24 protein-coding genes are annotated in these 22,473 nt (G+C 69.4%); 7 read left to right on the forward strand and 17 right to left on the reverse strand.

The features are described from left to right. Positions 1-134: 134 nt before the first annotated feature. Both RBJ65_RS08490 and RBJ65_RS08495 read right to left on the reverse strand, forming a co-directional pair. A complete protein-coding gene (locus RBJ65_RS08490; RefSeq protein ID WP_372341163.1) occupies positions 135-1,541 on the reverse strand; it encodes a hypothetical protein in 1,407 nt (468 codons plus the stop codon). A 150-nt stretch (positions 1,542-1,691) separates the two neighbouring features. Next, positions 1,692-1,943 (reverse strand): helix-turn-helix domain-containing protein, encoded by a 252-nt coding sequence (locus tag RBJ65_RS08495; protein ID WP_306316259.1) that lies wholly within the window; start codon positions 1,941-1,943, stop codon positions 1,692-1,694. A gap of 62 nt (positions 1,944-2,005) precedes the next feature. On the opposite strand from RBJ65_RS08495, the gene map reads away from it, so the two are divergent. Next, complete coding sequence (map, locus tag RBJ65_RS08500) at positions 2,006-2,773, forward strand: type I methionyl aminopeptidase (protein ID WP_306316258.1); 768 nt, start codon at positions 2,006-2,008, stop codon at positions 2,771-2,773. Between the two features lie 303 nt (positions 2,774-3,076). On the opposite strand, the gene ggt is transcribed toward map, so the two are convergent. Beyond that, on the reverse strand, positions 3,077-4,924 hold the full coding sequence (ggt, locus tag RBJ65_RS08505) for a gamma-glutamyltransferase (protein WP_306316257.1): 1,848 nt from the start codon (positions 4,922-4,924) through the stop codon (positions 3,077-3,079). Positions 4,925-5,037: 113 nt separating this feature from the next. Here ggt and RBJ65_RS08510 point away from each other — a divergent pair, with 113 nt between their 5' ends. Further along, positions 5,038-5,811: a hypothetical protein gene (locus RBJ65_RS08510; protein ID WP_306316256.1), complete on the forward strand. Its 774-nt coding sequence runs from the start codon at positions 5,038-5,040 to the stop codon at positions 5,809-5,811. Between the two features lie 211 nt (positions 5,812-6,022). Here the strand turns inward: RBJ65_RS08510 and RBJ65_RS08515 are convergent, their stop codons facing one another. From RBJ65_RS08515 to RBJ65_RS08535, 5 genes are all read right to left on the reverse strand, one after another. Further along, positions 6,023-6,901: an amino acid ABC transporter permease gene (locus tag RBJ65_RS08515; RefSeq protein WP_306316255.1), complete on the reverse strand. Its 879-nt coding sequence runs from the start codon at positions 6,899-6,901 to the stop codon at positions 6,023-6,025. Further along, entirely contained in the window at positions 6,898-7,542 is a 645-nt protein-coding gene (locus RBJ65_RS08520) for an amino acid ABC transporter permease (protein WP_306316254.1), read from the reverse strand. Before RBJ65_RS08520 ends, RBJ65_RS08515 begins: the two co-directional genes overlap by 4 nt. 11 nt (positions 7,543-7,553) lie before the next feature. Continuing rightward, the gene (locus RBJ65_RS08525; protein WP_306316253.1) at positions 7,554-8,471 is read right to left on the reverse strand and encodes a glutamate ABC transporter substrate-binding protein; all 918 of its coding nucleotides are present in this window, start codon (positions 8,469-8,471) and stop codon (positions 7,554-7,556) included. 20 nt (positions 8,472-8,491) lie between these two features. Further along, positions 8,492-9,235, reverse strand: a complete 744-nt coding sequence (locus tag RBJ65_RS08530; protein WP_306316252.1) for an amino acid ABC transporter ATP-binding protein — start codon at positions 9,233-9,235, stop codon at positions 8,492-8,494. A gap of 178 nt (positions 9,236-9,413) precedes the next feature. Beyond that, positions 9,414-9,869 carry a DUF6278 family protein gene (locus tag RBJ65_RS08535; RefSeq protein ID WP_306316251.1) on the reverse strand — a complete coding sequence of 152 codons (456 nt, stop codon included), beginning with the start codon at positions 9,867-9,869 and terminating at the stop codon, positions 9,414-9,416. A 221-nt stretch (positions 9,870-10,090) separates the two neighbouring features. On the opposite strand from RBJ65_RS08535, the gene RBJ65_RS08540 reads away from it, so the two are divergent. After that, positions 10,091-11,860, forward strand: coding sequence for an SGNH/GDSL hydrolase family protein (locus RBJ65_RS08540; RefSeq protein ID WP_306316250.1), 1,770 nt, complete (start codon positions 10,091-10,093; stop codon positions 11,858-11,860). 26 nt (positions 11,861-11,886) lie between these two features. Here the strand turns inward: RBJ65_RS08540 and RBJ65_RS08545 are convergent, their stop codons facing one another. Beyond that, positions 11,887-12,561, reverse strand: coding sequence for a class I SAM-dependent methyltransferase (locus tag RBJ65_RS08545; protein ID WP_306316698.1), 675 nt, complete (start codon positions 12,559-12,561; stop codon positions 11,887-11,889). 100 nt (positions 12,562-12,661) lie between these two features. After that, entirely contained in the window at positions 12,662-13,441 is a 780-nt protein-coding gene (locus RBJ65_RS08550; RefSeq protein WP_306316249.1) for an exodeoxyribonuclease III, read from the reverse strand. Positions 13,442-13,548: 107 nt separating this feature from the next. On the opposite strand from RBJ65_RS08550, the gene RBJ65_RS08555 reads away from it, so the two are divergent. Further along, positions 13,549-14,124 (forward strand): hydrolase, encoded by a 576-nt coding sequence (locus tag RBJ65_RS08555; RefSeq protein WP_306316248.1) that lies wholly within the window; start codon positions 13,549-13,551, stop codon positions 14,122-14,124. A 48-nt stretch (positions 14,125-14,172) separates the two neighbouring features. On the opposite strand, the gene RBJ65_RS08560 is transcribed toward RBJ65_RS08555, so the two are convergent. The 7 genes from RBJ65_RS08560 to RBJ65_RS08590 form a co-directional block, all read right to left on the reverse strand. Then, complete coding sequence (locus RBJ65_RS08560) at positions 14,173-14,817, reverse strand: MBL fold metallo-hydrolase (protein WP_306316247.1); 645 nt, start codon at positions 14,815-14,817, stop codon at positions 14,173-14,175. A gap of 32 nt (positions 14,818-14,849) precedes the next feature. Next, positions 14,850-16,139, reverse strand: a complete 1,290-nt coding sequence (pcaC, locus tag RBJ65_RS08565; RefSeq protein WP_306316246.1) for a 4-carboxymuconolactone decarboxylase — start codon at positions 16,137-16,139, stop codon at positions 14,850-14,852. Between the two features lie 223 nt (positions 16,140-16,362). Then, on the reverse strand, positions 16,363-16,956 hold the full coding sequence (locus RBJ65_RS08570; protein WP_306316245.1) for a site-specific integrase: 594 nt from the start codon (positions 16,954-16,956) through the stop codon (positions 16,363-16,365). 370 nt (positions 16,957-17,326) lie between these two features. Further along, positions 17,327-17,659 (reverse strand): type II toxin-antitoxin system PemK/MazF family toxin, encoded by a 333-nt coding sequence (locus tag RBJ65_RS08575; RefSeq protein WP_281618065.1) that lies wholly within the window; start codon positions 17,657-17,659, stop codon positions 17,327-17,329. Between the two features lie 292 nt (positions 17,660-17,951). Then, positions 17,952-19,013 (reverse strand): transposase, encoded by a 1,062-nt coding sequence (locus RBJ65_RS08580; RefSeq protein ID WP_306316244.1) that lies wholly within the window; start codon positions 19,011-19,013, stop codon positions 17,952-17,954. Further along, a complete protein-coding gene (locus tag RBJ65_RS08585; protein WP_306316243.1) occupies positions 18,985-19,524 on the reverse strand; it encodes a transposase in 540 nt (179 codons plus the stop codon). The genes RBJ65_RS08580 and RBJ65_RS08585 overlap by 29 nt, the downstream gene beginning before the upstream one ends. 88 nt (positions 19,525-19,612) lie before the next feature. After that, the gene (locus RBJ65_RS08590) at positions 19,613-20,104 is read right to left on the reverse strand and encodes a MarR family winged helix-turn-helix transcriptional regulator (protein WP_306316242.1); all 492 of its coding nucleotides are present in this window, start codon (positions 20,102-20,104) and stop codon (positions 19,613-19,615) included. A 103-nt stretch (positions 20,105-20,207) separates the two neighbouring features. Between RBJ65_RS08590 and RBJ65_RS08595 the strand changes: the two genes are divergently transcribed. The 3 genes from RBJ65_RS08595 (at position 20,208) to upp (ending at position 22,448) form a co-directional block, all read left to right on the forward strand. Next, on the forward strand, positions 20,208-20,885 hold the full coding sequence (locus RBJ65_RS08595; RefSeq protein WP_306316241.1) for a nitroreductase family protein: 678 nt from the start codon (positions 20,208-20,210) through the stop codon (positions 20,883-20,885). Between the two features lie 105 nt (positions 20,886-20,990). After that, complete coding sequence (locus RBJ65_RS08600) at positions 20,991-21,674, forward strand: phosphoribosylanthranilate isomerase (protein WP_306316240.1); 684 nt, start codon at positions 20,991-20,993, stop codon at positions 21,672-21,674. Between the two features lie 108 nt (positions 21,675-21,782). After that, positions 21,783-22,448 carry a uracil phosphoribosyltransferase gene (gene upp / locus RBJ65_RS08605; protein ID WP_306316239.1) on the forward strand — a complete coding sequence of 222 codons (666 nt, stop codon included), beginning with the start codon at positions 21,783-21,785 and terminating at the stop codon, positions 22,446-22,448. Positions 22,449-22,473 lie beyond the last annotated feature (25 nt).

The raw sequence follows: 22,473 nt of genomic DNA on the forward strand, positions 1-22,473 counted from the left end.
ATCGTCGGCAACCCGCTGGATCGACGGGCGCCCGGCACCCGTGCGGGTGACGGTTCAGTGCGGTTCGGTTCGGCTCAGTGCGGCTCAGTGCGGCTCAGTGCTCTTCAGTGCGGTCCAGTGCAGTCCAGCGCGGTTCAGTGCGCGAGTCCCGCGACGCGCAGGGCGTGCACCACGTCCCAGTAGCGCTCGTCGGAGATCCGGCGGGCCGCGTCGAGGAGCAGTGGGACCAGGCGGTCCGGGGCGCCGCGCGCGCTGTCGGCGGCCTCTTCGGGGGTACGGCCGCGGACGTACGCGTCGAGGAGTGTGCGGACCTCGCGGTGCCGGCCCTCCGCGTCGAGCCGGCCCACGGCGTCACCGAACTCGCCCGGGGGCCTGCCCATGCCCTGGCGCAGCAGCTGCCGTCCGTCGGTGGCGCGGCCCGCGGCGGCCAGCGCGTCGGCGGCCTCGACCAGGCGGTCGGGCGGCAGCGACGCGGCCTCCCACAACAGGGTGGCCCAGTCGGTACCGAGCCCGGCATGCTGCAACTCATCGGCCAGCAACGGAAGTTGCGCACTCGGCCCGGAGGCCGCCCCTACGAGCACCACGTGCGCCTCACCACTGCGGCCCGCGGCGCGGTGCCGCGCGAGGAGGGCGACCGTCGCCGCGACGTGAATGCGGGCGGTGGCGTCGATCCGGGGTGGCTCCGCGGCGGGCTCCGCCCCTTCGCCCGACCCCGGCGCGGCGCCGGCGAATCGTGCGCCGGTGGGGGGTGGTGGGGTGGTGGGGGCTGATGCCGGCGGGGCGGTGGGCTCCGGTGGGGCTACGGCTACCGGATTCGGGTTCGGGTTCGGGTTCGGGTTTGGTACCGATCCCGGATACGGCTCCGGGGCCGGGGCCGGGGCCTGCGACGGCATTCCGGCGAAACGGGCGCTGACCCGGGGGCGGCGTTTGCGTCCCTTGGAGGACGGGGCGGGCGCGACAGCCGGAGCGGGATCGGGGGTAGGGGTAGGGGTAGGGGTAGGGGTAGGGGTAGGGGTAGGGGTAGGGGCGGGGGTCGGTGTCAACTCGGCCAGCCGTGCCCCGAGTTCAGCGATTCGTGCCGTCGCGCGCTCGTGGTCGTCGTGGGCCCATGCGAGACCGAGGCGGACCTCGTCGGCCTCCGTCTCGCCGGTGGCGGCGTCCAGGCGCGCGCCGAGTTCATGGAGGCGGCGCGCCGCGTACCGCCGTTCGCGCGCCATTACGTCGAGCCGGTCGGCGAGCCGTTCGCGCCCGCCGGGGCCTGCGTCGTGGGCGTGCGCGGACGCGCGGTGCAGGGCACGGGCGCGGGCCGCCTCACGTTCGGCGTGTCCGGCGCCCACGGCGGCCGCGAGGTCCTTCAGCAGCGACTCCACCACGTCCCAGGGCGGCACCTCGACGCCGTCGAGGCAGGCCCGCATGCCGTCGGAGTCCCGCTGCCAGAAGACGCCGCACCAGCCCGCGCGTTGATCGAGGCGGGCGTTGAGCCCTTGCAGATAGGTCGCGAAGTCCCGTACCCGGTCCGGGAGTTGTCCCACGTCCGCCACACGTCCGCCGATCGTCGCGTCCTGGAGCCTTACGCTCCGGAAGCAAACACCTCGCGTGTTACGGGCGCGCTACGCACGCTTTTCAGGGCGAACACCGAGGCAGGCGCCATACGGGCGCCATACGGGCGTCATGCGGGCGTCATGCGGGCGTCACGCGGGCGTCAGCGCGCAGTGCGCCACCAGCTCGTCCATGGAGAGGCCCAGCTCGCGGGCGAGCGCGGCGACGGTGAAGAAGGCCGGGGTGGGCGCCCGCCCCGTCTCGATCTTGCGCAGCGTCTCGACGGAGACGCCCGCGCCCGCGGCCACCTCCGTCATGCTGCGCCCGAGCCGCGCCTCGCGCAGCAGGCGGCCGAGGCGTTCGCCGCGTTCGCGCTCTTCGGGGGTCAAGGGGGTTCGGACCATGCCGCCATGCTACCCGAGCCCGTATTCTCGTACCGGATTTAAATACCGGTATAGTTATTGGCATGGTGGAACTGAAGACGGATACATCGATCGACGCGATGCGGGAGGCGGGGCGGGTCGTGGCCGACGCGCTGGCCGCCGTCCGGGAGCGGGCGGACGTGGGCGTGAGCCTGCTGGAGCTGGACGAGGTGGCACGTGAGGTGCTGCGCGGGGCGGGCGCGACGTCACCCTTCCTCGGCTATCGGCCGAGCTTCGCGCCGACCCCCTTCCCGGCGGTGATCTGCGCGTCCGTGAACGACGCGATCGTGCACGGGATTCCGACCGGGTACCGGTTGCGGGACGGCGACCTCGTGTCGATCGACTGCGGGGCGGAACTGGGTGGTTGGGCGGGTGACTCCGCGATCAGCTTTACGGTGGGTACGCCGCGCCCCGAGGACGTACGGCTCGTCGAGACGGCGGAGCGGGCGCTGGCGGCGGGGATCGCGGCGGCGGTCGTCGGGAACCGGATCGGGGACATCGCGCACGCGATCGGGAGCGTGTGCCGGGAGGCCGGGTACGGGATCCCGGAGGGGTTCGGCGGTCATGGCATCGGGCGCCGGATGCACGAGGATCCGGCGGTGCCGAACGAGGGCCGGCCGGGTCGTGGCATGCGTCTGCGTCCCGGCATGGCCCTGGCCATCGAGCCGATGCTGATCGGGGGCGGCCGGGACGGCTACCACGAGGCGGCGGACGGCTGGACGCTCCGCACCAACGACGCCTCCCGCGCCGCCCACGCGGAGCACTCCGTGGCGGTCACGGAGGCCGGCCCACGGATCCTGACTGCACGCTAGCCCCGCGTCGCGCGACACCGGGGACCCGGTCGCCGCACCGTGCCCGGGCGGTGGCCTCCGTCGCGCGGCACCGGGGCCCGCCTTGCCCACCCTGCCGCCCCAGGCGGCAGATTGCCCAAGGCGCTTACGGCCCCACGTCGGACCGACGCCCCCGGAGGGGGCGGGTGGGTGGGAGATGGGCGGCGATCCACGGGTGGGCCAAATAGAGCCCCTGCGGCGATTGAGCAGCGGGGTCCGGGGCGGAGCCCCGCGGCGTAGGACGGTCAACCGCCACCCACCACCCGGTGCCCCCCGTGGCGTGGGTTACTTCGCCGGTGACACCACCATCGCCGAACCACCACCCCTACGTACCTTCTCCGCCGCCGCCAACCACTCCCCACCAGACAACCTCTGCACCCCCGTCGCCGCCCCAATCTCCGGATTCTCCTTGAAGACGTGCCCGATCCCCTCCAGCTCCGAGCGGAGCGGACTCCCGTAAAGACCCGGCTCGAGCTCCGTCTGCGCCGCGTTCCGCTGACTCGCCCGCGGCGCCGCGATCGCGTCGACCAACGGCAGCCCCCGGTCGAGGAACCCGGTCAACGTCTGCAGCACCGTCGTAATGATCGTCGCGCCACCCGGCGACCCGACCGCCACCACCGGCTTGCCCGACTTGTCGAGCACGATCGTCGGCGCGATCGACGACCTCGGCCGCTTCCCGGGCCCGGGAAGGTTCGGATCGTGCACGTCCGCGCTCGCCGGCGCGAAGGAGAAGTCCGTGAGCTCGTTGTTGAGGAGGAAGCCGCGCCCCGGCACGGTGATGCCACTGCCACCGGTCGACTCGATCGTCAAGGTGTAGGCGACGACGTTGCCCCACTTGTCCGCGGCCGTGAGGTGCGTCGTGTTCTCACCCTCGTACGTCGTCGGCGCCGCCTTGTCCCCGGCCTTCCCGCACGTGCCCGGATGCCTCGGATCCCCCGGCGCGAGCGGGCTCTTCAGCACCGCGTCGTCCTTGATGAGGCACTCACGCGAATCGGCGAACCGCTGCGACAGCAACCCCTTCGTCGGCACGTCCTCGAAGGCGGGGTCGCCGACCCACCGGCCCCGGTCGGCGAACGCCACCCGGCTCGCCTCGATGAACCGGTGCAGATACCGGGCCTCGGACGCCTTCGAGAGATCGGTCCTCTCCAGGACATTCAGCGCCTCACCCACACTCGTCCCGCCCGAGGACGACGGCGCCATCGAATAGACACCCAGCCCCCGGTACGAAGTCCGGCTCGGCGCCCGGAACTTGGTGCCGTACGCCGCCAGATCCTTCGCCGAGAGCTCCCCCGGCCGCGCGCGGTACCCGGAACCAGGGTCCACCGGAGGCTCATTGACGGTCTTCACCACATCGCGTCCAATGCCCCCGCGATACACCGCCCCCACCCCCTCCCGCCCCAACTCCTCATACGTACGCGCCAGATCGGCGTTCTTGAACGTCGACCCGACCTCCGGCAGCTTCCCGCCCGGCAGGAACAGCTTCGCCGTGTCGGGGAAGTTGCGGAACCTGGCCTCGTTCGACGCGGTCTGCGAGCGGAACGTGTCGTCGACGGTGAACCCGTCGCGCGCCAGCTTCGTCGCGGGCCCCAGCACCGAGCCAAGCCCCCGGCTCCCCCACGCGTCCAGCGCCGACTGCCACGTCGCGGGCGTCCCCGGCGTACCGACGCTCAGCCCGCTGGTGACCGCGTCGTTGAAGGGGAGCGGCTTGCCGTTCTCCAGGAACAGGTCCTTGTCGGCCGTCAGCGGCGCCGTCTCGCGGCCGTCGATGGTGTGCACCTTGCGCGTCTTGGCGTCGTAGTAGACGAAGTAGCCGCCGCCACCGACCCCGGACGAGTACGGCTCGGTCACCCCGAGCGCAGCGGCGGTGGCGACGGCGGCGTCCACCGCGTTGCCCCCGTGCTTCAGCACCTCGATGCCGGCCGCCGAGGCATCCGCGTCGACACTCGCCACGGCACCTCCGGAACCGACGGCGACCGGCGTCTTCGCCGGCGTACTCGACGTACCAGGCGTACTCGACGTACCAGGCGCACTCGACGTACTCGAACCGGACGAAGGTGGGGCCGCCGCCCCAACGGCCACCATGCTGCCCAGAGCAGCGAAGACCGACAGTTTCCGGACAACCGAACGTCTCATCCGTACCTCCAGTCAACAACCGTCAGCGCAGCGTAACTTGACGAGCCCGCCCCGTCAGGACCCCGACCGGGCCCCTCGAACCCCGGTCGAACAGACCGCTAGAGTGCGCCCCCATGACTGACGACGTGCGCAATATCGTCCTCGGCCTGATCGCGGCGGGCATCAGCGCCTCGCTGGGCTGGCTCGCCCGCACCTATCTGTGGCGGCGCAAGCTCCGCCGCAAGCAGGCCTTCTTCGGGCTGCCCGACAACTCCGAGTCGCTGCTCGTCGTGAACCGCGACGCGGGCGGCCCCGAGCTGACGGTGAAGCGGCACGACGTCTTCGCCCTCCTCGAACTCTCCGCGATCGTCAAGGACTGCAACGCGCACTCCCAGGTCGTCGCCCACGACACGGCGCAGCAGGGCTTTGGGGAACGTACGGAATTCTGCGTCGGCGGACCCGCCTCCAACAGACGCATGGCGGCCCACATGGTGTCCCTCCTCCCCGGCATCCGCGTGAACACCGACCCCGAGCCCGGCCCGGACCGCGGCGCCTTCCAGATCGGCTCCGAGCGCTACCGCGTGGAGCCCGGCAGATCCGAGTACGTGCTCCTGGCCCGCCTGACCGCCGGTCCCGCCAATCCCGAGGCGAGGCCGGTGTTCCTGTTCTGCGGGCAGTTGCCCATCACCAATCAGGCCGCCACCCGCTATCTCGCCCGGCACCACGAGCGGCTCGCCCGCAAGCACGGCAATACGTCGTTCGTGCTGCTGCTGAAGGTCGTGAACTCGGGGGCGTACGGGCCCGATGTCGTCGAGGTGGTGGCCGATGTCACGAAGACGGCGCAGGCCCCGCTGCCCGCCGCGCCGACCAACGGCGGCCGGGCCGCGCACCGCGCCAAGAAGGACTGAAAGCGCAAACCGGCGGAGCAAGGACCGAAAACCAAGGAGAGCGGCACCCCCGTCGCGTACGAATGCGACAAGGGCCCGCTCATCCTCGGCAAGCAGGCACGTCCCGACCGGCACGCTGCAGCTGACCTTCTCCCACACGAACACACGAACTTCGTGAAGCAGTGATCTCCGGCTGCCGCTGGGCGGTGACGGGCCGATGCTTTCGTGTCGGCTACTGCGTACCGGGCAGCAGCGTTCCTGGCTCGGCCGGGGCGACATCAGCCGCCTCCGTCTTGGGGTTGCGCCGCTGGCGCTTGGCCACCCACTGGGCGAACCAGGAAAGCACCATGCACATCCCGATGTAGATCGGCGAGATCACCATCACCACAGGGATGAAGGGCAAATCGTAGTCGAGGTTGGAAGCGATCAGTTTTCCGGCGTGGAGGAACTCCTCGTAGGTGATGAGATACCCGAGCGATGTGTCCTTCAGGGCCACCACCAACTGGCTGATGATGGCGGGCAGCATGGCCCGCACCGCCTGAGGGACCAGCACATGCGTCATGACTTGTGTCTTGCGCATGCCCAGCGCGTAGGCCGCCTCGCGCTGCCCGCGCTCCACCGCGTTGATGCCCGATCTGAACACCTCGGCGAGCACGGAGCCGTTGTAGAGCGTCAGGCCGGCGACGAGCGCGGCCAGCGGCTCCATCTTCAGTGCCACGTAGATGAAGAAGATCATCACAAGCACCGGCATGGCGCGGAAGAACTCGACGAACAGCGTCGCGAGCCAGCGCACCGGCTTGTGGTCGGAGAGCCGTCCCACGGCGAGGATCGCACCGAGCGCGAGGGACAGGACGGCCGCCATGGCGAAGGCCTTGAGCGTGTTGCCGAGCCCGCGAAGCAGCAGTTCCTGGATGCCCGTGTACTCGAAGGGCATCCACTTCGTGTACGTGAACTGGTCGGTGTCGAAGAGCAGGTAGAGGATCCAGGAGACCAGGGCGAGCACGATGAGCGTCGACAGGACGCCGTAGAGCTTGTGCCGGCGCTCGGTCTTCGGTCCCGGGATGTCGTAGAGGGCGGTGGCGTCGTGCCGCAGGGCTTTGATCCGGCTCATCGGGCGAACCCCCAGCGCTTTTCGAGGAGGTTGAACAGGGCGCTGATGGCGAGCGTGATGATCAGGTAGCCGACCGCGATCCAGACGAAGGTCCAGATGATGTTGTAGCCGAGCTCGCTGAGTGTCTTGTACGTGCCGAGCAGTTCGACGACGCTGAACGCGCCCGCGATCGCGGAGTTCTTGGCGAGCGCGATGAGCGTGGAGCCGATCGGCGGGATCACCGATCTGAAGGCCTGCGGCAGGATGACGTGGGTCAGCGTCTGACCGAACGTCATACCGAGGCTGCGGGCCGCCTCGCCCTGCCCCTTGGGCACCGTGTTGATGCCGGAGCGCAGGGCCTCACAGATGAACGCCGAGGTGTAGCAGCCGAGCGCGAGCACCGCGAAGACGGTGAAGGGGAGCACGAGTCCGAAGCGCGGCAGGCCGAGCAGCACCGCGAAGAACAGCAGCGTCAGCGGGGTGTTGCGCAGGACCGTGACCCAGGCGGTGCCGAAGACCCGGAAGGAGCCGACGGGCGCGACCCGGAACGAGGCCATGACGAAGCCGAGCACCAGGGCGAGGACCGAGGCGAAGACGGTCAGCTCGACGGTGCCGAGGAAGCCCTTCCAGTAGAGCTCGATGTTGTCGGTCAGGACATTCATGGGGCGCCTCCTCAGTTCGCCGGGTAGCGGTCGATGGCGGGCGGCTTCGGGGCGGGCTCGCCGGAGAGGCCGAGCGTCGCGTCGTAGGCCTTCTCCCAGTCGCCGTTCTTCTCCGCCTTCTCCAGGGCGTCGTCGACGGCGAAGCGCAGCGCGTTGTCCTTCTTGGGTACGCCGATGCCGTACGGCTCCTCGGAGAACGGCTTGCCGACGAGCTTCATCTCCTCCGGGACCTTCGCCGCGTAGCCGAGCAGGATCGCGTCGTCGGTGGTGACCGCGTCGACCTGGTACGTCAGCAGGTTGTCGACGCAGATCGAGTACGTGTCGTAGGCGACGAGGTCGGCCTTCGGGTAGTCGGCCTTGATCCGCTGGTACGGAGTGGAACCCGCGGCCGAGCAGACGCGTTTGCCGTCGAGGTCCTTCGGGCCCTTGATGTCGTCCTCGTCGGAGCGGACGAGGAGGGACTGGCCCGCCATGTAGTACGGGCCACCGAAGCCGACCGTCTTCTTGCGGAGGTCGTTGATGGTGTACGTGCCGACGTAGTAGTCGATCTGGCCGTTCTGCACGGCCGTCTCGCGGTTGGCCGAGGCGATGGTCTTGAAGCGGATCTTCTTCGGGTCGAGGCCGAGGGAGGCGGAGACCATCTTGGCGATCTCGATGTCGAAGCCCGAGTACGTGCCGTTCGCGGGGTTCTTCTCGCCGAGATAGGGCTGGTCCTCCTTGGCTCCTACGACGAAGTGGCCGCGCTTCTGCGCCCGCTTCCACGTCGAGGAGTCGGGCAGCGAGAAGCCCTGCGCGATCTGGTACTTGGGCAGCTCGGCGGCCGATGGGCCCTTGACCGGCGGCGCGCCCTCCTTGCCGCAGCCGGTGGCGGTGGCGGCGAGGGCCACTGCCGCCAGCGCGGCGAGCGCCCGTAGCGACTTGGCGATCATGTGGTGCTGCGCTCCCCCGGTCAGTGCTTCAGGATCTTGGAGAGGAAGTCGCGGGCGCGCTCGCTCTCCGGGTGGGTGAAGAACTCCTCGGGGTTGCGGTCCTCGACGATCCTGCCGTCCGCCATGAAGACGACGCGGTCGGCGGCGGTGCGGGCGAAGCCCATCTCGTGGGTGACCACGACCATCGTCATGCCCTCGCGGGCGAGTTGCTGCATGACTTCAAGGACCTCGTTGATCATCTCCGGGTCGAGGGCCGAGGTCGGCTCGTCGAAGAGGAGTGCCTTGGGGTCCATGGCGAGGGCGCGGGCGATGGCCACGCGCTGCTGCTGTCCGCCGGAGAGCTGTGCGGGGAACTTCTCGGCGTGCGCGGCGAGTCCGACCCGCTCCAGGAGTTCGCGGGAGCGCTTGTCCGCCTCGTCCTTCTTGCGCTTTCTGACCTTGAGCTGGGCCAGCGAGACGTTCTGCAGGACCGTCTTGTGCGCGAAGAGGTTGAACGACTGGAAGACCATGCCGACTTCGGCCCGCAGTTGCGCGAGTGCCTTGCCCTCCGAGGGGAGCGGCTGCCCGTCGAGCCGGATCGTGCCCGACTCGATGGTCTCCAGACGGTTGATCGTCCGGCAGAGCGTCGACTTTCCCGACCCCGAAGGGCCGATGACCACCACCACCTCCCCCTTGCCGACGGTGAGATCGATGTCCTGGAGGACATGCAACTCCCCGTAGTACTTGTTCACGTCACGCAGCTCGATCAACGGATCGACGGCCATCGGCGGTCCTTGCCCACTTAAAGCTGTGTCGGTTAACGCTGTGTCGGTTCTCAGCAGTGCATCGGTCCGCGCAAACTATCCACGCTTACATGGGACTTAACAGACGACACGCACTTATGGACATTAACCGTATTTGAGGCTCAGCTACGTGGCACCGCCTCGCCGGCCCGCGAGGCTCCTACGACTCGGCGGCCTCCGCATAGAACTGGGAGAGCTCGGGGGCCCCGGTCGCCGCCCAGTCGTGGCCCGTCTCCACGACGTCGATCTCGCGGCCGGAGGTCAGGCGCACCACGGGCTGGCCGTTGTCCCAGATCACCCAGGAGGCGCCCGGCACGTGCCGCACCATGACCGAACCGAGGTAGAGGCCCGCGTCGTTGCCCAGCCAGTGCAGTTCGTCCTCGTCGCCCCGCCAGTCCGGCTCGATCTGGTCCAGGGCCGCCAACGAGCCCACCGATTCGTCGAGTTCGACCCCCGCGTCGTCGGCCCGGGAGCGCAACAGCTCGCATTCGGAGAGGAGTTCGACGAGGCCGGTCTCGGCCTCGTCGCCGTCACCGTCACCGTCGGTCGGGAACACGGCGACACCATGGGCGGGACCGGGCTTCTTGCGCCAATTTGCCGCGAAAGGGATCTTCATATCGCCCAGATTGGCACTACCGCAGCGGCCCGCACCACAGGCGCGCGGATGCGGGCGCGCGCGGAGTTCGGGAACCGGACACCGGGCCTTGCTCCTTGTTGTTCCCCTGTTTACCCGCGTTTACCGCGCGACACATTGACGGGCCATCACCCCATCCTTAGCTTCATGGCGCAACCAGCACGGCAGACGCACAGTAGACGCACAAACGGAGGGAGCCGGTCTTGCGCAGACGTATTTGGGGTGCCGCCTTCATACTGGCCGCCTGCGCGGGGATCACCCCCGTCACCACGGCCCACGCCGCCCCCGCCAGACCCGGGCCGCTCCCCTTGGAGCGGCTCTTCGACAACCGGGCGGTCAGCGACGACCGGGCGCCCGGCGCAGCGGACTTCGACGGCGCGGGCGGCTCACTGTCCGCGCAGGACCTCAGCGCGGCGGGCTGGACTCCGGGCCGCACGATGGAGGTCGACAGGACCCGGCTCACCTGGCCGAAATCGGCCGGATCCGGGCCCGACAACGTGACGGCGAACGGGCAGTCGGTGCGGGTGACCGGGCGCGGGGACGCGCTCGCCTTCCTCGTCGCCGGGACCGGCGGCGACGCGAGCGGCTCAGGCACCGTCCGGTACGCGGACGGCTCCCGCTCCTCGTACGCGCTCACCGCCCCGGACTGGCGCACCGGGCCGCTCGCCACGAAGTCGGTGGCGCTGCCGCACCGGAACACGCCGGACGGCCAAGTCGCCGAGAAGACACGGCTCTACGCGGTGACGGTGCCGGTCCGCAAGGGCCGCCAGATCTCCTCCGTCGACCTTCCGAAGGCGAGCGGCGGCGCGCTGCACGTCTTCGGCATGTCCGTGCGCGCGGCGACGAACGGCTGGACCGGCACCTGGTCCGCTTCCCCGGCCGGTTATACGGCGGTGGGGCCGTGGGTCGACCGCACGGTGCGGCTCGTCGTGCACACGAGTACCGGCGGGCCGAAGGTCCGTATCCGTATGGAGAACACCTTCGCCGCGACCCCGGTGCGGATCGGGAGCGCGTCGGTGGCGGTGCAGCGGGAGGGGGCGACGGCGCGCGGGAATCCGGTGCCGCTGACGTTCCGCGGCTCGTCCGGCACCCGGCTCCCGGCGGGCGGGCAGGCGTTCAGTGACCCGGTGGACTTCGACGTGCCGGAGAACTCCAACCTGCTCGTGAGCTTCCACCTGCCCGAGCCGGTCACTGCCGCACCCGTGCACAGCCAGGCCATTCAGCGCTCGTACGTGAGCACGACGGGCGACCACGCCACGGAGGCGGACGGCTCCGCGTACTCCTCCACCATCTCGTACTGGCCGCTGCTCACGGGCGTCGACGTCGGGGGCGGTCCTGGTTCCGTGGTGCTGCTCGGCGACTCCATCACGGACGGCGTGAAGTCGACGCTCGACGCGAACCACCGCTGGCCGAACGTGCTCGCCACGCGGCTCCTCGCGCAGTCCGACGTGCCGCACTACGGCGTCCTCAACGAAGGCATCTCCGCGAACCGGGTCACCGGCGACCGCTACACCGGCGACGGCGTCTCCACCGACACGGGCGGCGTGAGCGCGCTGCACCGGCTCGACCGCGACGTCTTCGCGCAGACCTCGGCGAAGACCGTCGTCGTCTTCCAGGGCGTGAACGATGTGCGCTGGGGTGCGAGCGCCGCGCAGGTCGAGGCGGGGCTGCGGGAGATCGTGTCGCGGGCGCACGCGCGCGGCCTGAAGGTGATCGGGGCGACGATCACGCCGTGCGAGGGCGAGGCGCTGTGCACGGCGGCCGCGAACGAGCAGCGTGAGGCCATCAACTCCTTTGTCCGTGACCCCGGTTCGGGCTTCGACGGCTTCCTGGACTTCGACGCCGTCGTACGCGATCCGGCGCACCCGGCGCGGATGCTCCCCGCGTACGACAGCGGGGACCATCTGCATCCGGGCGACCCGGGTCTCGCGGCGCTGGCCGACTCCATCGACCTGAGGATCCTGGAGCCGTAACCGGCACCCCGTAACCGACAACTGCCCTACGCGGTCGGCATGTTCGGCTTCTGGGCCACCAGGAATCCCTGTTGACCCTGGCCGTTGGCCCGCCAGAAGGCGTCGGGCTCGTGGACGAGGCGCGCCTCGATCGCGAGCCCGGCGCCTTCGAGGTGTCCGGCTACCTCGTCCGCCGAGCGCCAGTACACGTCCAGGTCGAGGTCGTGGCCGTACGCGTGGTCGAGGTGCCGGAGCAGGTCCCCCACCTTGAACGCGACGAGCGCGCGGCCGCCGAGGGCCAGGACGCGGCGGAACTCGGCGAACATCACCGGCAGCACCTCGGGCGGCGTGTGCACCGTCGAGTACCAGGCGACGATCCCGGCGAGGGAGCCGTCGGCCAGGTCGAGGCCCGTCATCGAGCCCTCCTCGAACCTGAGGTCCGGGTGGGCGCGGCGAGCCTCAGCGACCATCTTCGGCGACAGGTCGACACCGAAGGCGTCCAGGCCCAACTCCCGCAGCTGCGCGGTGACATGGCCGGGTCCGCAGCCGAGGTCAGCCACGGGCCCGGCGGCCTCCTCGGCCCGCACCGTGTCGGCGAAGGCGCGCAGTATCGCGATGCCGTACGGGTCGCGGCCGTGCAGCGGGGGCACGATCTCGGCGTAGGAGCCGGCCGCGGTGTCGTAGGCCAGTCGGGTCGAGGTCAGGTACGTCGTCATCGTCATAGTCGTCTTCGTCAGCGTCTTCGTCGTCTTCGTCGTCAGATCTGTCACGAGGACGGACGCTAGCGCCCGCCACTGACAACGGACCCGGTCGAGCGGATCATCAGACGTCGAGATCGACCACGACCGGCGCGTGGTCCGACGCCCCCTTGCCCTTGCGCTCCTCGCGGTCCACGTAGGAGTCCTTCACGGCGCCGGCGAACGCCGCGTTCCCGTAGACCAGGTCGATGCGCATGCCCTTGTTCTTCGGGAAGCCGAGGGCGCGGTAGTCCCAGTACGTGAAGGGGTGGTCGTACTTGAGGGGGCGCGGCATCACATCCGACAGGCCCGTCTCGCGCAGCGACGCGAGGGCCGCCCGCTCGGCCGGGGTCACATGCGTGGCGCCCTCGAAGAGGGAGATGTCCCAGACGTCGTCGTCCGTCGGCGCCACGTTGTAGTCGCCCATCACCGCGAACGGCCGGGAGCCCGCCGCGTCGCCCGCGACCGCCGCCTTCAGGGCCTCGAACCACTGGAGCTTGTACGCGTAGTGCGCGTGGTCGACCTCCCGGCCGTTCGGCACGTACACCGACCAGACGCGGACGCCGCCGCAGGTCGCGGAGACGGCGCGGGGCTCCTCGGCACCGTCGTAACCGGGGTCGCCGGGCAGGCCCTTGACGACGTCCTCCAGGCCGACGCGGGACAGCAGCGCCACGCCGTTCCACCTGCCCGTCGCGTTCACCGCCGACTCGTACCCCAGCTCCCGCAGCTCGGCCGCGGGGAACTGCTCCTCGGAGCACTTGGTCTCCTGGATGCACAGCACGTCCGTGCCGCTGCTCTCCAGCCAGGCGAGGAGGCGCGGCAGCCGCGCGGTGATCGAGTTCACGTTCCAGGTAGCAATGCGCATGTCCCACAACCTACCGGTCACCACTGACAGCGGCGCCGCTCCCGGCGCCCCACCGGATAGACAGGCAAACTTGCAAGTTTTTCTGTCAGAAAGTTAGCCTGCCGAACATGACGATCAACTCCCCCCTCGACGAGCGCCCCGCCCTCGTCCTCATCGACCTCCAGAACGGCATCCTCGGCCTCCCGACGGTGCACCCCTCCGCCGACGTCCTCAAGAACGGGGCGAAGCTCGCCGAGGCCTTCCGCGCCAAGGGCCTGCCGGTCGTACGCGTGAAGGTCGCCTGGTCGCAGGACGGCGGCGACCTCCCGACGGGGCGCGCCGAGGCCGGCGCCATGACGCAGGCGCCGCCACCCGCGTTCTCCGAGTTCCCCGCCGAGCTCGGCCCGCTGGGCGACGACATCGTGATCACCAAGCGGCACTGGGGCGCCTTCACCGGCACCGAGCTCGACCTCCAGCTGCGCCGCCGCGGCGTCACGCAGATCGTGCTGTGCGGCATCTCGACGTCCATCGGCGTCGAGTCGACCGCCCGCTCCGCGTGGGAGCAGAGCTACCACCTCGTACTGGTCGACGACGCGACGACCGACACGGACGCCGCGTCCCACGAGCACAGCTTCGGCAAGATCTTCCCGCGCATCGCGGAGATCGGCTCCACGGACGAGGTCGTCGAACTCCTCGCGAAGTAGCCGTCTACGTAAGACGGTTCAAGGCAGCTCCAGGCAGCTCAAGGCAGCTCACAGATCGGCGTGTCCACCCGGCACCAGGCGCAGATGCTCCGTGCCGCCGAGCGCGCCGATCTGGTTGTCGTAGATCGGCCGCGCCAGGTCCGTGAGCAGCGCGTCGTGGATGTCGTACGCGCGGCGCGGCTTGACCTCTCGTACGTAGTCGATGACTTCGGCGATCTTGTTCCAGGGCGCCATGACGGGCAGCATCAGCGTCTCGACCGGGTGGTCGGGGACGGTGAGGGCGTCGCCGGGGTGGAAGACCGTGCCGCCGTCGCCTCCCTCGACGAGATAGCCGACGTTCGTGATGCGCGGGATGTCGGGGTGGATCACGGCGTGCAGCTCGCCGTGCACCTGGACGTCGAACCCGGCGGCCGTGAACGTGTCGCCGTGGCCGACCGTGTGGACGCGGCCGGGGAACGCCGCCGCGACCTGCTCCGCGACCGACTTGAGGGTCCAGATGTGCGCGCCGGGATTGGCTTCCATCCCGGCGCGCAGCCGTTCCTCGTTGAAGTGGTCGGGGTGCTCGTGCGTCACGAGGATCGCGTCGGCGCCGACGGCCGCGTCCTCCTCCGAGAAGCCGCCCGGGTCGATGACGAGCGTCTGCCCGTCCTTCTGGAGGCGGACGCAGGAATGGCTCTTCTTCGTCAGCTTCATACGTCCCATCCTGCGCCCGTCGGGCTCCCGCTTCACTCCTGGGGCGTGGTTTCTTCCCGTATCACCTGCTGCGCCACCTTGAAGGCGGCGTTCGCGGCCGGGACGCCGCAGTAGACGGCGGTCTGCAGCAGGACTTCCTTGATCTCGGCGGCCGTGAGGCCGTTGCGCAGGGCGGCGCGGGTGTGGAAGGCCAGCTCGTCGAGGTGGCCGCCCGCGACCAGGGTCGCGAGCGTCACCGAGGAGCGGGTACGGCGGTCGAGCCCGGGACGCGACCAGATCTCGCCCCACGCGTACCGGGTCAGGAACTCCTGGAAGTCGCCGGAGAAGTCGTCCGCGGTGGCGAGGGCCCGGTCGACGTGGGCGTCGCCGAGGACCTCGCGGCGCGTCTTCAGACCCGCGTCGTGCGGGTCGGGCCGGGTCGCGGCCTCCGGTTGCTGGGCGGCCGCTATCTCCGCGCGCGGCGGGACGGACGGGGGCGGCGGCGCGAGGACCGGCTTGACCGGGGCGGCCTGGATGGCGGTCTGCCCGGTCTCGTGCGCGGCGGGCCAGGCCGAGGTGAAGTGCCGTACGAGGAGGTCGGTGACGGCGGCCGGCTGCTCGACCGGGGCCAGGTGGGAGGCGCCGGGCACCACCGCGAGCCGGGCGTCCGGTATCCCGGCGACCAGCGTGCGGGCCTCGGCGGGTCCTGTGACCTGGTCCTCCGAGCCGACGAGGACGAGCGTCGGCACGCCGATCTCGCCCAGTTCCTCGCGAACGTCGAAGGACGCGAGCGCCTCGCACGCGGCGATGTAGCAGCCGGGGTCCGTCGTACGGACCATCTGCACCGCCCAGTCCGTGATCGCGGGCTGCGCCGAGGCGAAGCCGGGCGTGAACCAGCGCTCGGGCGAGTGGCGGGCGATGGGGTCGAGGCCGTTGCTGCGCACGATGACGCCGCGCTGCCGGAACTCGTCGGCCGTGCCGAAGCGCGGCGATGAGGCGATCAGCGCGAGCGAGGCGACCCGCTCCGGGTGCCGCAGCGCCAGCTCCGTACCGATGGCGCCGCCGAGCGCGCAGCCCGCGTAGCCGAATCGCTGGATGCCCAGCTCGTCGAGGGTGGCGAGCAGCCGGTCCGCGAGCTCCGTGACGGACCCGACGGGATGCGCGGGCGCGCCGCCGTGCCCCGGCAGGTCGAAGCGGAACACCCGCCAGTGCTTGGCCAGTTCGGGGACCTGGCGATCCCACATGTGCCATGTGGTACCCAGTGAGGGACCCAAGATCAGGACGGGAGCGTCTTCTTGCCCGTCAAAGCGGTACTGCAGGGTGTTCTTCGGTGTCTCACTCACCCGCCCGACCCTCTCATCAGTCACAAAAAATCACATCGCCGGGGTCGTCCTAGCGGGCCTCGGCCGACTCCGGCGCTCCGACAGTCCAGGTATAGACCGCTCAGGGCAAGTCGGTGCCCATGTCGACAGTGGCTCCACGAGTCCGCCTCCAGCTGCCCATACAACCGGGCAGGTCCGCTAGGACCCACACCTACTCCTCAGCCGCCTCCCCACGCAGACCATCTCAAGCAACGGCAGCGCCGCGGAGATCCTCTACGTCCGGCTTGACGTACCACCGCTTCGTAGTCTTGACGTTGGTGTGCCCAGCCCATCGCGCGAGGATGTGGTCGGGAACACCCCTGTTTGCCAGGTAGGTGAAGCACGACGCGCGGGCATTGTAAAGCCTGACGCGGCGGAGACCAAGCAGTTCCATCAGCCGGTACGCAAGCCGACGAAGCTGCTTGACCGTGAAGGCTTCCCCCGACTCATGCACGACGACGTAGCCGGACACCGTGTACGCCTCGCCCAGAGAGCGCCGCTCCTGTACCTGAAGGCTCCGGAGCGCTCGGAGTGCGCCCAGCACCAAATTTGGCAGCGGTAGCTCCCGCTCCCCCGCCAGCGACTTGGTGTCTTTCTCTACCACGTACCGATTACCCATCATCGTGCGGGTGTTGGCAATGATGATCGTGGCGTTCTCCAAGTCAACGTCCTCCCAGCGGAGGCCGCAGACTTCTGCTGGGCGCAGCCCCATCAACGAAAGGAGGAGTGCGGCATACAGACGCTCACCTTCAATACCTCGGAGGAACGCCTGGACCTCCTGAACGTTCCAGGGCCGCACCTCGTCTTTCGTTCTCCTCTCTTACTTTCGCGCCCTGCGCGGCACATGCACGTTCGCAGCGACATTCAGATACACCAATCGCCGAGTGACAGCCCGCCCTAGCGCTTCCTTCAGCCGCCCCAGACTCATTTCCACACTCGTAACAGTCAGCGGCGTTCCAGCTCTTTTGCCACGTACACGCCCGCGTGTGAGCGCCCAGTCCCTCCACTCTTCCACATGCTCTTCGGTAAGGTCCTGAAGGCGGATATTCCCTAGTACTCCAGCCGTAGATCGTGACCTTGCGGGTGGGGCACCGCTGATATGGGCGTGGCCACCGTTGGCCATCTGGACGAGATCGGCCGCGCCATCGGTGGCGTCCGTCGTTCTTCGCCTACTCAAGTCCACCGAGGCGAAGGGCGTCCTCGATCTCGCCGAGCTTCGCGGACGGCAGGACGCCCACCTGCCCGATCAGGTCTTCCCTGGTCAGGGTGACCAGCCAAGTGCAAGGGATGAGGCCGGGACGTGGAAGTGCGACTCTGAGGACGCCTTCGAGGGGCAGTCCTTCGGGGGCGCCTACTGTCACCTCAACGGCCACGCCGCTGAGATCGGTGCCCGCGGGAGCGACGACCTGCATCGCCAGGAAACCGGACGCCTCTTCTCCGGACAGCAGTACAACTGCCCTGCGCTCGTCGAAATCTGCCCACCAGACTTCGCCACGTCGCATATGTCCTCCTGGCACGGGACGGCGCGCCTGCGTCGCCCCTTCGGTTGCCGCCTACTCCAGCCACAGATCGTGAGGTTGGCTGGTCAGCGCCTGGTGAGGAGACGGCTGCGGCCACTGCTGATCATCGGTGTGTGAAGACAGAAGATCATGTGGTGGCCGCAGGTAACAGCGTAGTCCCTGCTGGCTGGCGGGATGTGTTCGAGGGCCTGATGGGTCGGATCGCGGGCCGGTTCACCCGGGTCGAACCCCGTTTTAAGGCACGGCAGTGACTCTGCTGGTGATGTTGGGTAGGTCATGCGGTGGCTGAGCACAGAGTGCGGAAGTGGGTGCCCCGGCGTCGTGTTCTGGGTGCTGTGTCGATCCAGTCGGCGAGGCTGGCGACGTTGCAGGCCATCGCGGTGAGGACGTGCTGGACGTGGGTGCGGGCCAGGCCGCGGTAGCGGGAACGTCGAAGCCCGTGGGCCCGGACGTTCTGCGAGAGGGTGGCCTCGATGCCGGCGCGGATCGCGTATCGGTCCTGCCATTGCTCGGTGTGCTGGTCGAGCCGGTTTCGTGTCTGGATCTCGTGCAGCGGCTGGGGCAGCACGGCGATGGAGCGGGGCCGGATCGCGGAGGACGTGCACCGTGTGCGGTCCGGGCATACCCGGCAGTCCGCCTCGGCGAACCGGGCCTGCAGATAGGTGTTCGCCTTCATCCTCAGCTCGGTCCAGGACACACTCGTGTTCCCGCGTGGGCAGATCGCCTGCTCGTTGTCCCAGTCGATGGTGAAGGCCGCCTTGCCGAAGCCCGAAGCGGCCTTGGCCTGGGCACTGTGGTCGGCGACGACCGGGCCGAGCAGCGTGATGCCGTGCACCCGCTGCGCCCGCTCGATCCGTGCCGGGGAGATGTAGCCGGAATCGACGACGTGCTCAGCGGGCAGCAACTGCCGCTCGGCGAGCTCGTCGTGGATGGTGTCGGTCAGGTCGATGTCCTGCACGGTGGAGATGGTCGTGGCGACATGCACCACCAGCTCAGGGCGTTCTTCGTCGCAGCTTTCCGTGAAATGTGTCCGGTAGCCGCTCCAGGCGGTGTCCCGTTTGACGCAGTAGTGCGCGTCGGTGTCGTAGGGGGAGTCGAACCGCAGCGAGGCAGGCGGCAGGGTGTGGCCATCCCGCCAGCGCAGACATCCGTCCGCGTCCCAGAAGTAGTGGTGGACCCAGACCTGGCGCAGGATCTCCACTTGCGGCAGTAACCGCAGACGGGGCGGGGTGCCGGCGGCCCAGGCGGCGGCGAGGACCTTCTGCCCGTCCCGGCCGAACTCCTCGGCCCGTGCGGTCACGGCCGCCTTACCGCCCGGCAGCTTGCCGATCTCCACCCGGCGTCCGTCCGTACCGCTTGGCCCACTCCGGTTCGATCAGCGGTGCCAGCCAGGCGGGAGCGGCCTCGGCCAACTCCTCCAGCGCCGCCCGCAACGTCTCCCCGACCAGTTCCAGGCGGCTGAGAGTCCGGACCGCGGCCAGTACATGGGTGGCGTCGGTACGTTGTCGGCCCCCGGCTTTGAGGAGGCCGGCCGCCACCAGGCGGTCCAGCATCAGCTGCAGCAACCGGTCGGCGGCACCGTCCTGTTCGGCCAGCCGGGCCCGGAACTCGCACAGCACGGAGTGGTCGAAGCCGGGATCCTCCAGCTCAAGGCCGATGGCGTACTTCCAGTCGATCCGGGTGCGGACCGCGTCCGCCGCCGCCCGGTCGGACAGGTTCTCCGCGAACTGCAGCACCGACACCAGTGCGAGCCGTCCCGGCGACAGCCCCGGCCTGCCGTCGTCCGGATACAGATCGGCGAACTCCTCGTCCTCGAACAGGACATCCAACCGGTCCCGGATGAGCATGGCCGGGGTCCCCTTCGGACACGCCGCCCGCGCCGTTCGCACCGTCCGTACCGGGATTCGCTGATGACTCTCGTCTGGCAGGTGACCGTCAGGCGTCGCCGAGGGTCTGCAGGAGGCGGCGGAGGTCCTTGCCGAGGCGTTCGCGCTGGGCCGGCGTGAGGCCGGCGAGGATGCGTTCCTGGGTGGCGAAGTTGTCTTTCAGGGCGCCCTCGATGAGTTCGCGCCCTTCGGGGGTGAGGGATACGCGGATGCTGCGTCCGTCGCCGTGGCGTCTGTCCCGGGAGATCAGGCCTCGCCCCTCCAGGCGGTCGAGGCGCTGGGTGATGGCCCCGGAGGTCACCATGGCGGCGCGCATCAGCTCCGCAGGGGTCAGCTGGTGGGGCGGTGGGCTGCGGCGCAGGGTGGCCAGGACGTCGAATGCGGCGGCGTCGATGGCGTGTTGGTTGTACGTCACGCGCAGCTCGGACTCGATGATCTGGGCCAGGCGTTTGATGCGCCCGACCACGGCCATAGGTGAAACGTCTAGGCCAACACCTTGCAGCGCCCACTGCTCCATGACGTGATCCACGTGATCGCTCATGGTCTGCACTCTAGCAGTTTTTACTTAGCCATAAGCACACGTTCTTACTTAGCCCTAAGGTACCTACTTGCCTTAGCGCTAAGCACGTTCTAGTGTCCTCGCCATGACCACACAGATCCAGCCACTTTCCGTTCCTTCGGCCATCCGGGCCCGGCGGAGCATCCGTCACTACGACTCCACGCCGCTGCCCGAGGACGTGCTCGAGGAGCTGCTCAGCCTCACGGTGGAGGCTCCCTCCAGCTGGAACGTGCAGGCCCGTTCGGTGGTCGCGGTCACCGACGAAGCCGGCCGCCAGGGCCTGTCCCGTGCCACCGGCGGTCAGCCGCACCCGACGGAGGCGCCGGTCACCCTGGTGTTCGTCGCGGACAGCCGGGCATGGAGCGGGGACCTCGACGACATCTGGAACCGCGGCCAGGAATCGGGGGCGTGGAACGAGCAGTTCGTGGCCGGTTTCTCCCAGGCCAGCCTGGAGTTCCACAAGGACCTGGAGCAGCGCGGCCTGCTGCGCGAGTACGCGGTCAAGGACGCCATGATCGCGGCCACCTACGCGATGCTCAGCGCCGCCTCACTGGGCCTGGCCAGCTCTCCGATGAACGGCTGGGACGAGGCCGAGGTCAAGAAGGTTCTCGGTATCGCCGACCGGGATGAGTTGCACATCGCGCTGCTGCTGCCGGTCGGCTACCCGGCCGAGACCCGGATCCACCCCGGGCGCCGCCCGCTGCCCCGCCACGCCTTCCGTGACCGCCACGGGTACGGCTACACCCGCCCCGCCTCCGCGTAGGCACCGCCGTCCGGGCACTTCTCGCTGCCCCACTCCGGCCCAGCAATATCCGGGCCCACCGGGGTCCGGGCTGCTTCCACCCGCACCACAACCCTAGGAATTCTCATGTCTGCATTTGCCAACCTCGTCCAGGTCGCCGGGATCATCGACGCGAAGGAGGCGTCCCTGCTCGTCGAGGAGGGTGTCGACTGGCTCGGTTTCCCGCTGCGTCTGCCCTCCGGCAAGGACGACATCTCCGAGCAGGACGCTACGGACATCATCGGCGGTCTTTCCGCTCCCCACGCCGGGGTTCTGATCAGCTACCTCACCGACGCGGACGAGGTGAGCGCCTTCACCCGGCAGCTGGGCGTGACGGCGGTCCAGCTGCACGGCGACGTGCGAGCGGAGCAGCTGCGCAAGCTCAAGGAGATCCGTCCTGACCTGTACGTCCTCAAGAGCCTGGTGGTCCGTGAGGACAACGCCGAGGAACTGCTGACGCTCGTCGACGAGGTCGCCGAGTCGGTCGACATGTTCATCACCGACACGTTCAACCCCGCGACCGGGGCCAAGGGCGCCACCGGGCTCACCCACGACTGGAACGTCAGTGCCGAGCTGGTCAGGCGCTCGCCCAAGCCGCTGATGATGGCGGGCGGGCTCACTGCGGACAACGTTGCCGATGCCATCCGCGCGGTCCGGCCCGCGGCGGTGGACGCGCACTCCCAGCTGGAGGGGGCGGACGGCCGCAAGGACCGTGCCAAGGTCGCCCGTTTCGTCGCCGAGTCCCGCCGGGCCTTCTCCGAGATCTCCTGACCGGCCGCGCCACCTCTTACAAAACGGGGCCCTGGAAGCACCCCGGCCCAGCCTCCAAGCATCGGCCGACCGCCTCCAGGGCCCGCAATCAAACGACAGAAGGATCTCATGTCCACTGGCGACCAGGTTCACGTTCTGCCCCAGACGCAGCAGCTGCGGGCCCTGCACACCCTCATCCGGAACCGGGTGGCGAGCCGGGAGGACTTCGTCCACGGCGCCCGCCGCGTCATCCGGCTGCTGCTCGAATCCTCCCTTGACCGGCTCCCCTTCGAAGAGCGGCAGGTCACGACCCCGGTCGGTGCCTCGTATCAGGGGCTGGCCTTCACCGGAAAGCTCTGCGCGGTCCCGGTGATCCGCGCCGGCGAGTCCATGGAGGCGGAGCTGCGCGACCTGCTGCCGGGGATCCGGATCGGGAAGATCCTCATCCAGCGGGACAAGCAGACCAAGCTGCCGCACCTGTACTACTCGCACCTGCCCGAGGACATCGCCGAGCGGCACGTGCTGCTGCTGGAGCCCATGCTGGCCACCGGAGGCAGCGCCAAGGCCGCGATCGATGTGCTGCTCAAGGCCGGGGTGCGCGAGGAACACATCGTCTTCGTGAACTTCATCGCCTCTCCCGAGGGGATCGAGGCTCTGACCGCCGCCTACCCGCACGTCCAGATCGTGACCTCGGCGGTGGAGGAGCGGCTGAACCCGGATGCGTTCATGATCCCGGGTATCGGGGACTTCGGGGACCGCTTCTTCGGCACCGCGGACGCGGCGGTCTCGTTGTGAACCGCGATTCCCCGGCCCCGGCAGG

This window comes from Streptomyces sp. KL109B (genome assembly GCF_030766935.1).
Classification (GTDB): Bacteria; Actinomycetota; Actinomycetes; order Streptomycetales; family Streptomycetaceae; genus Streptomyces.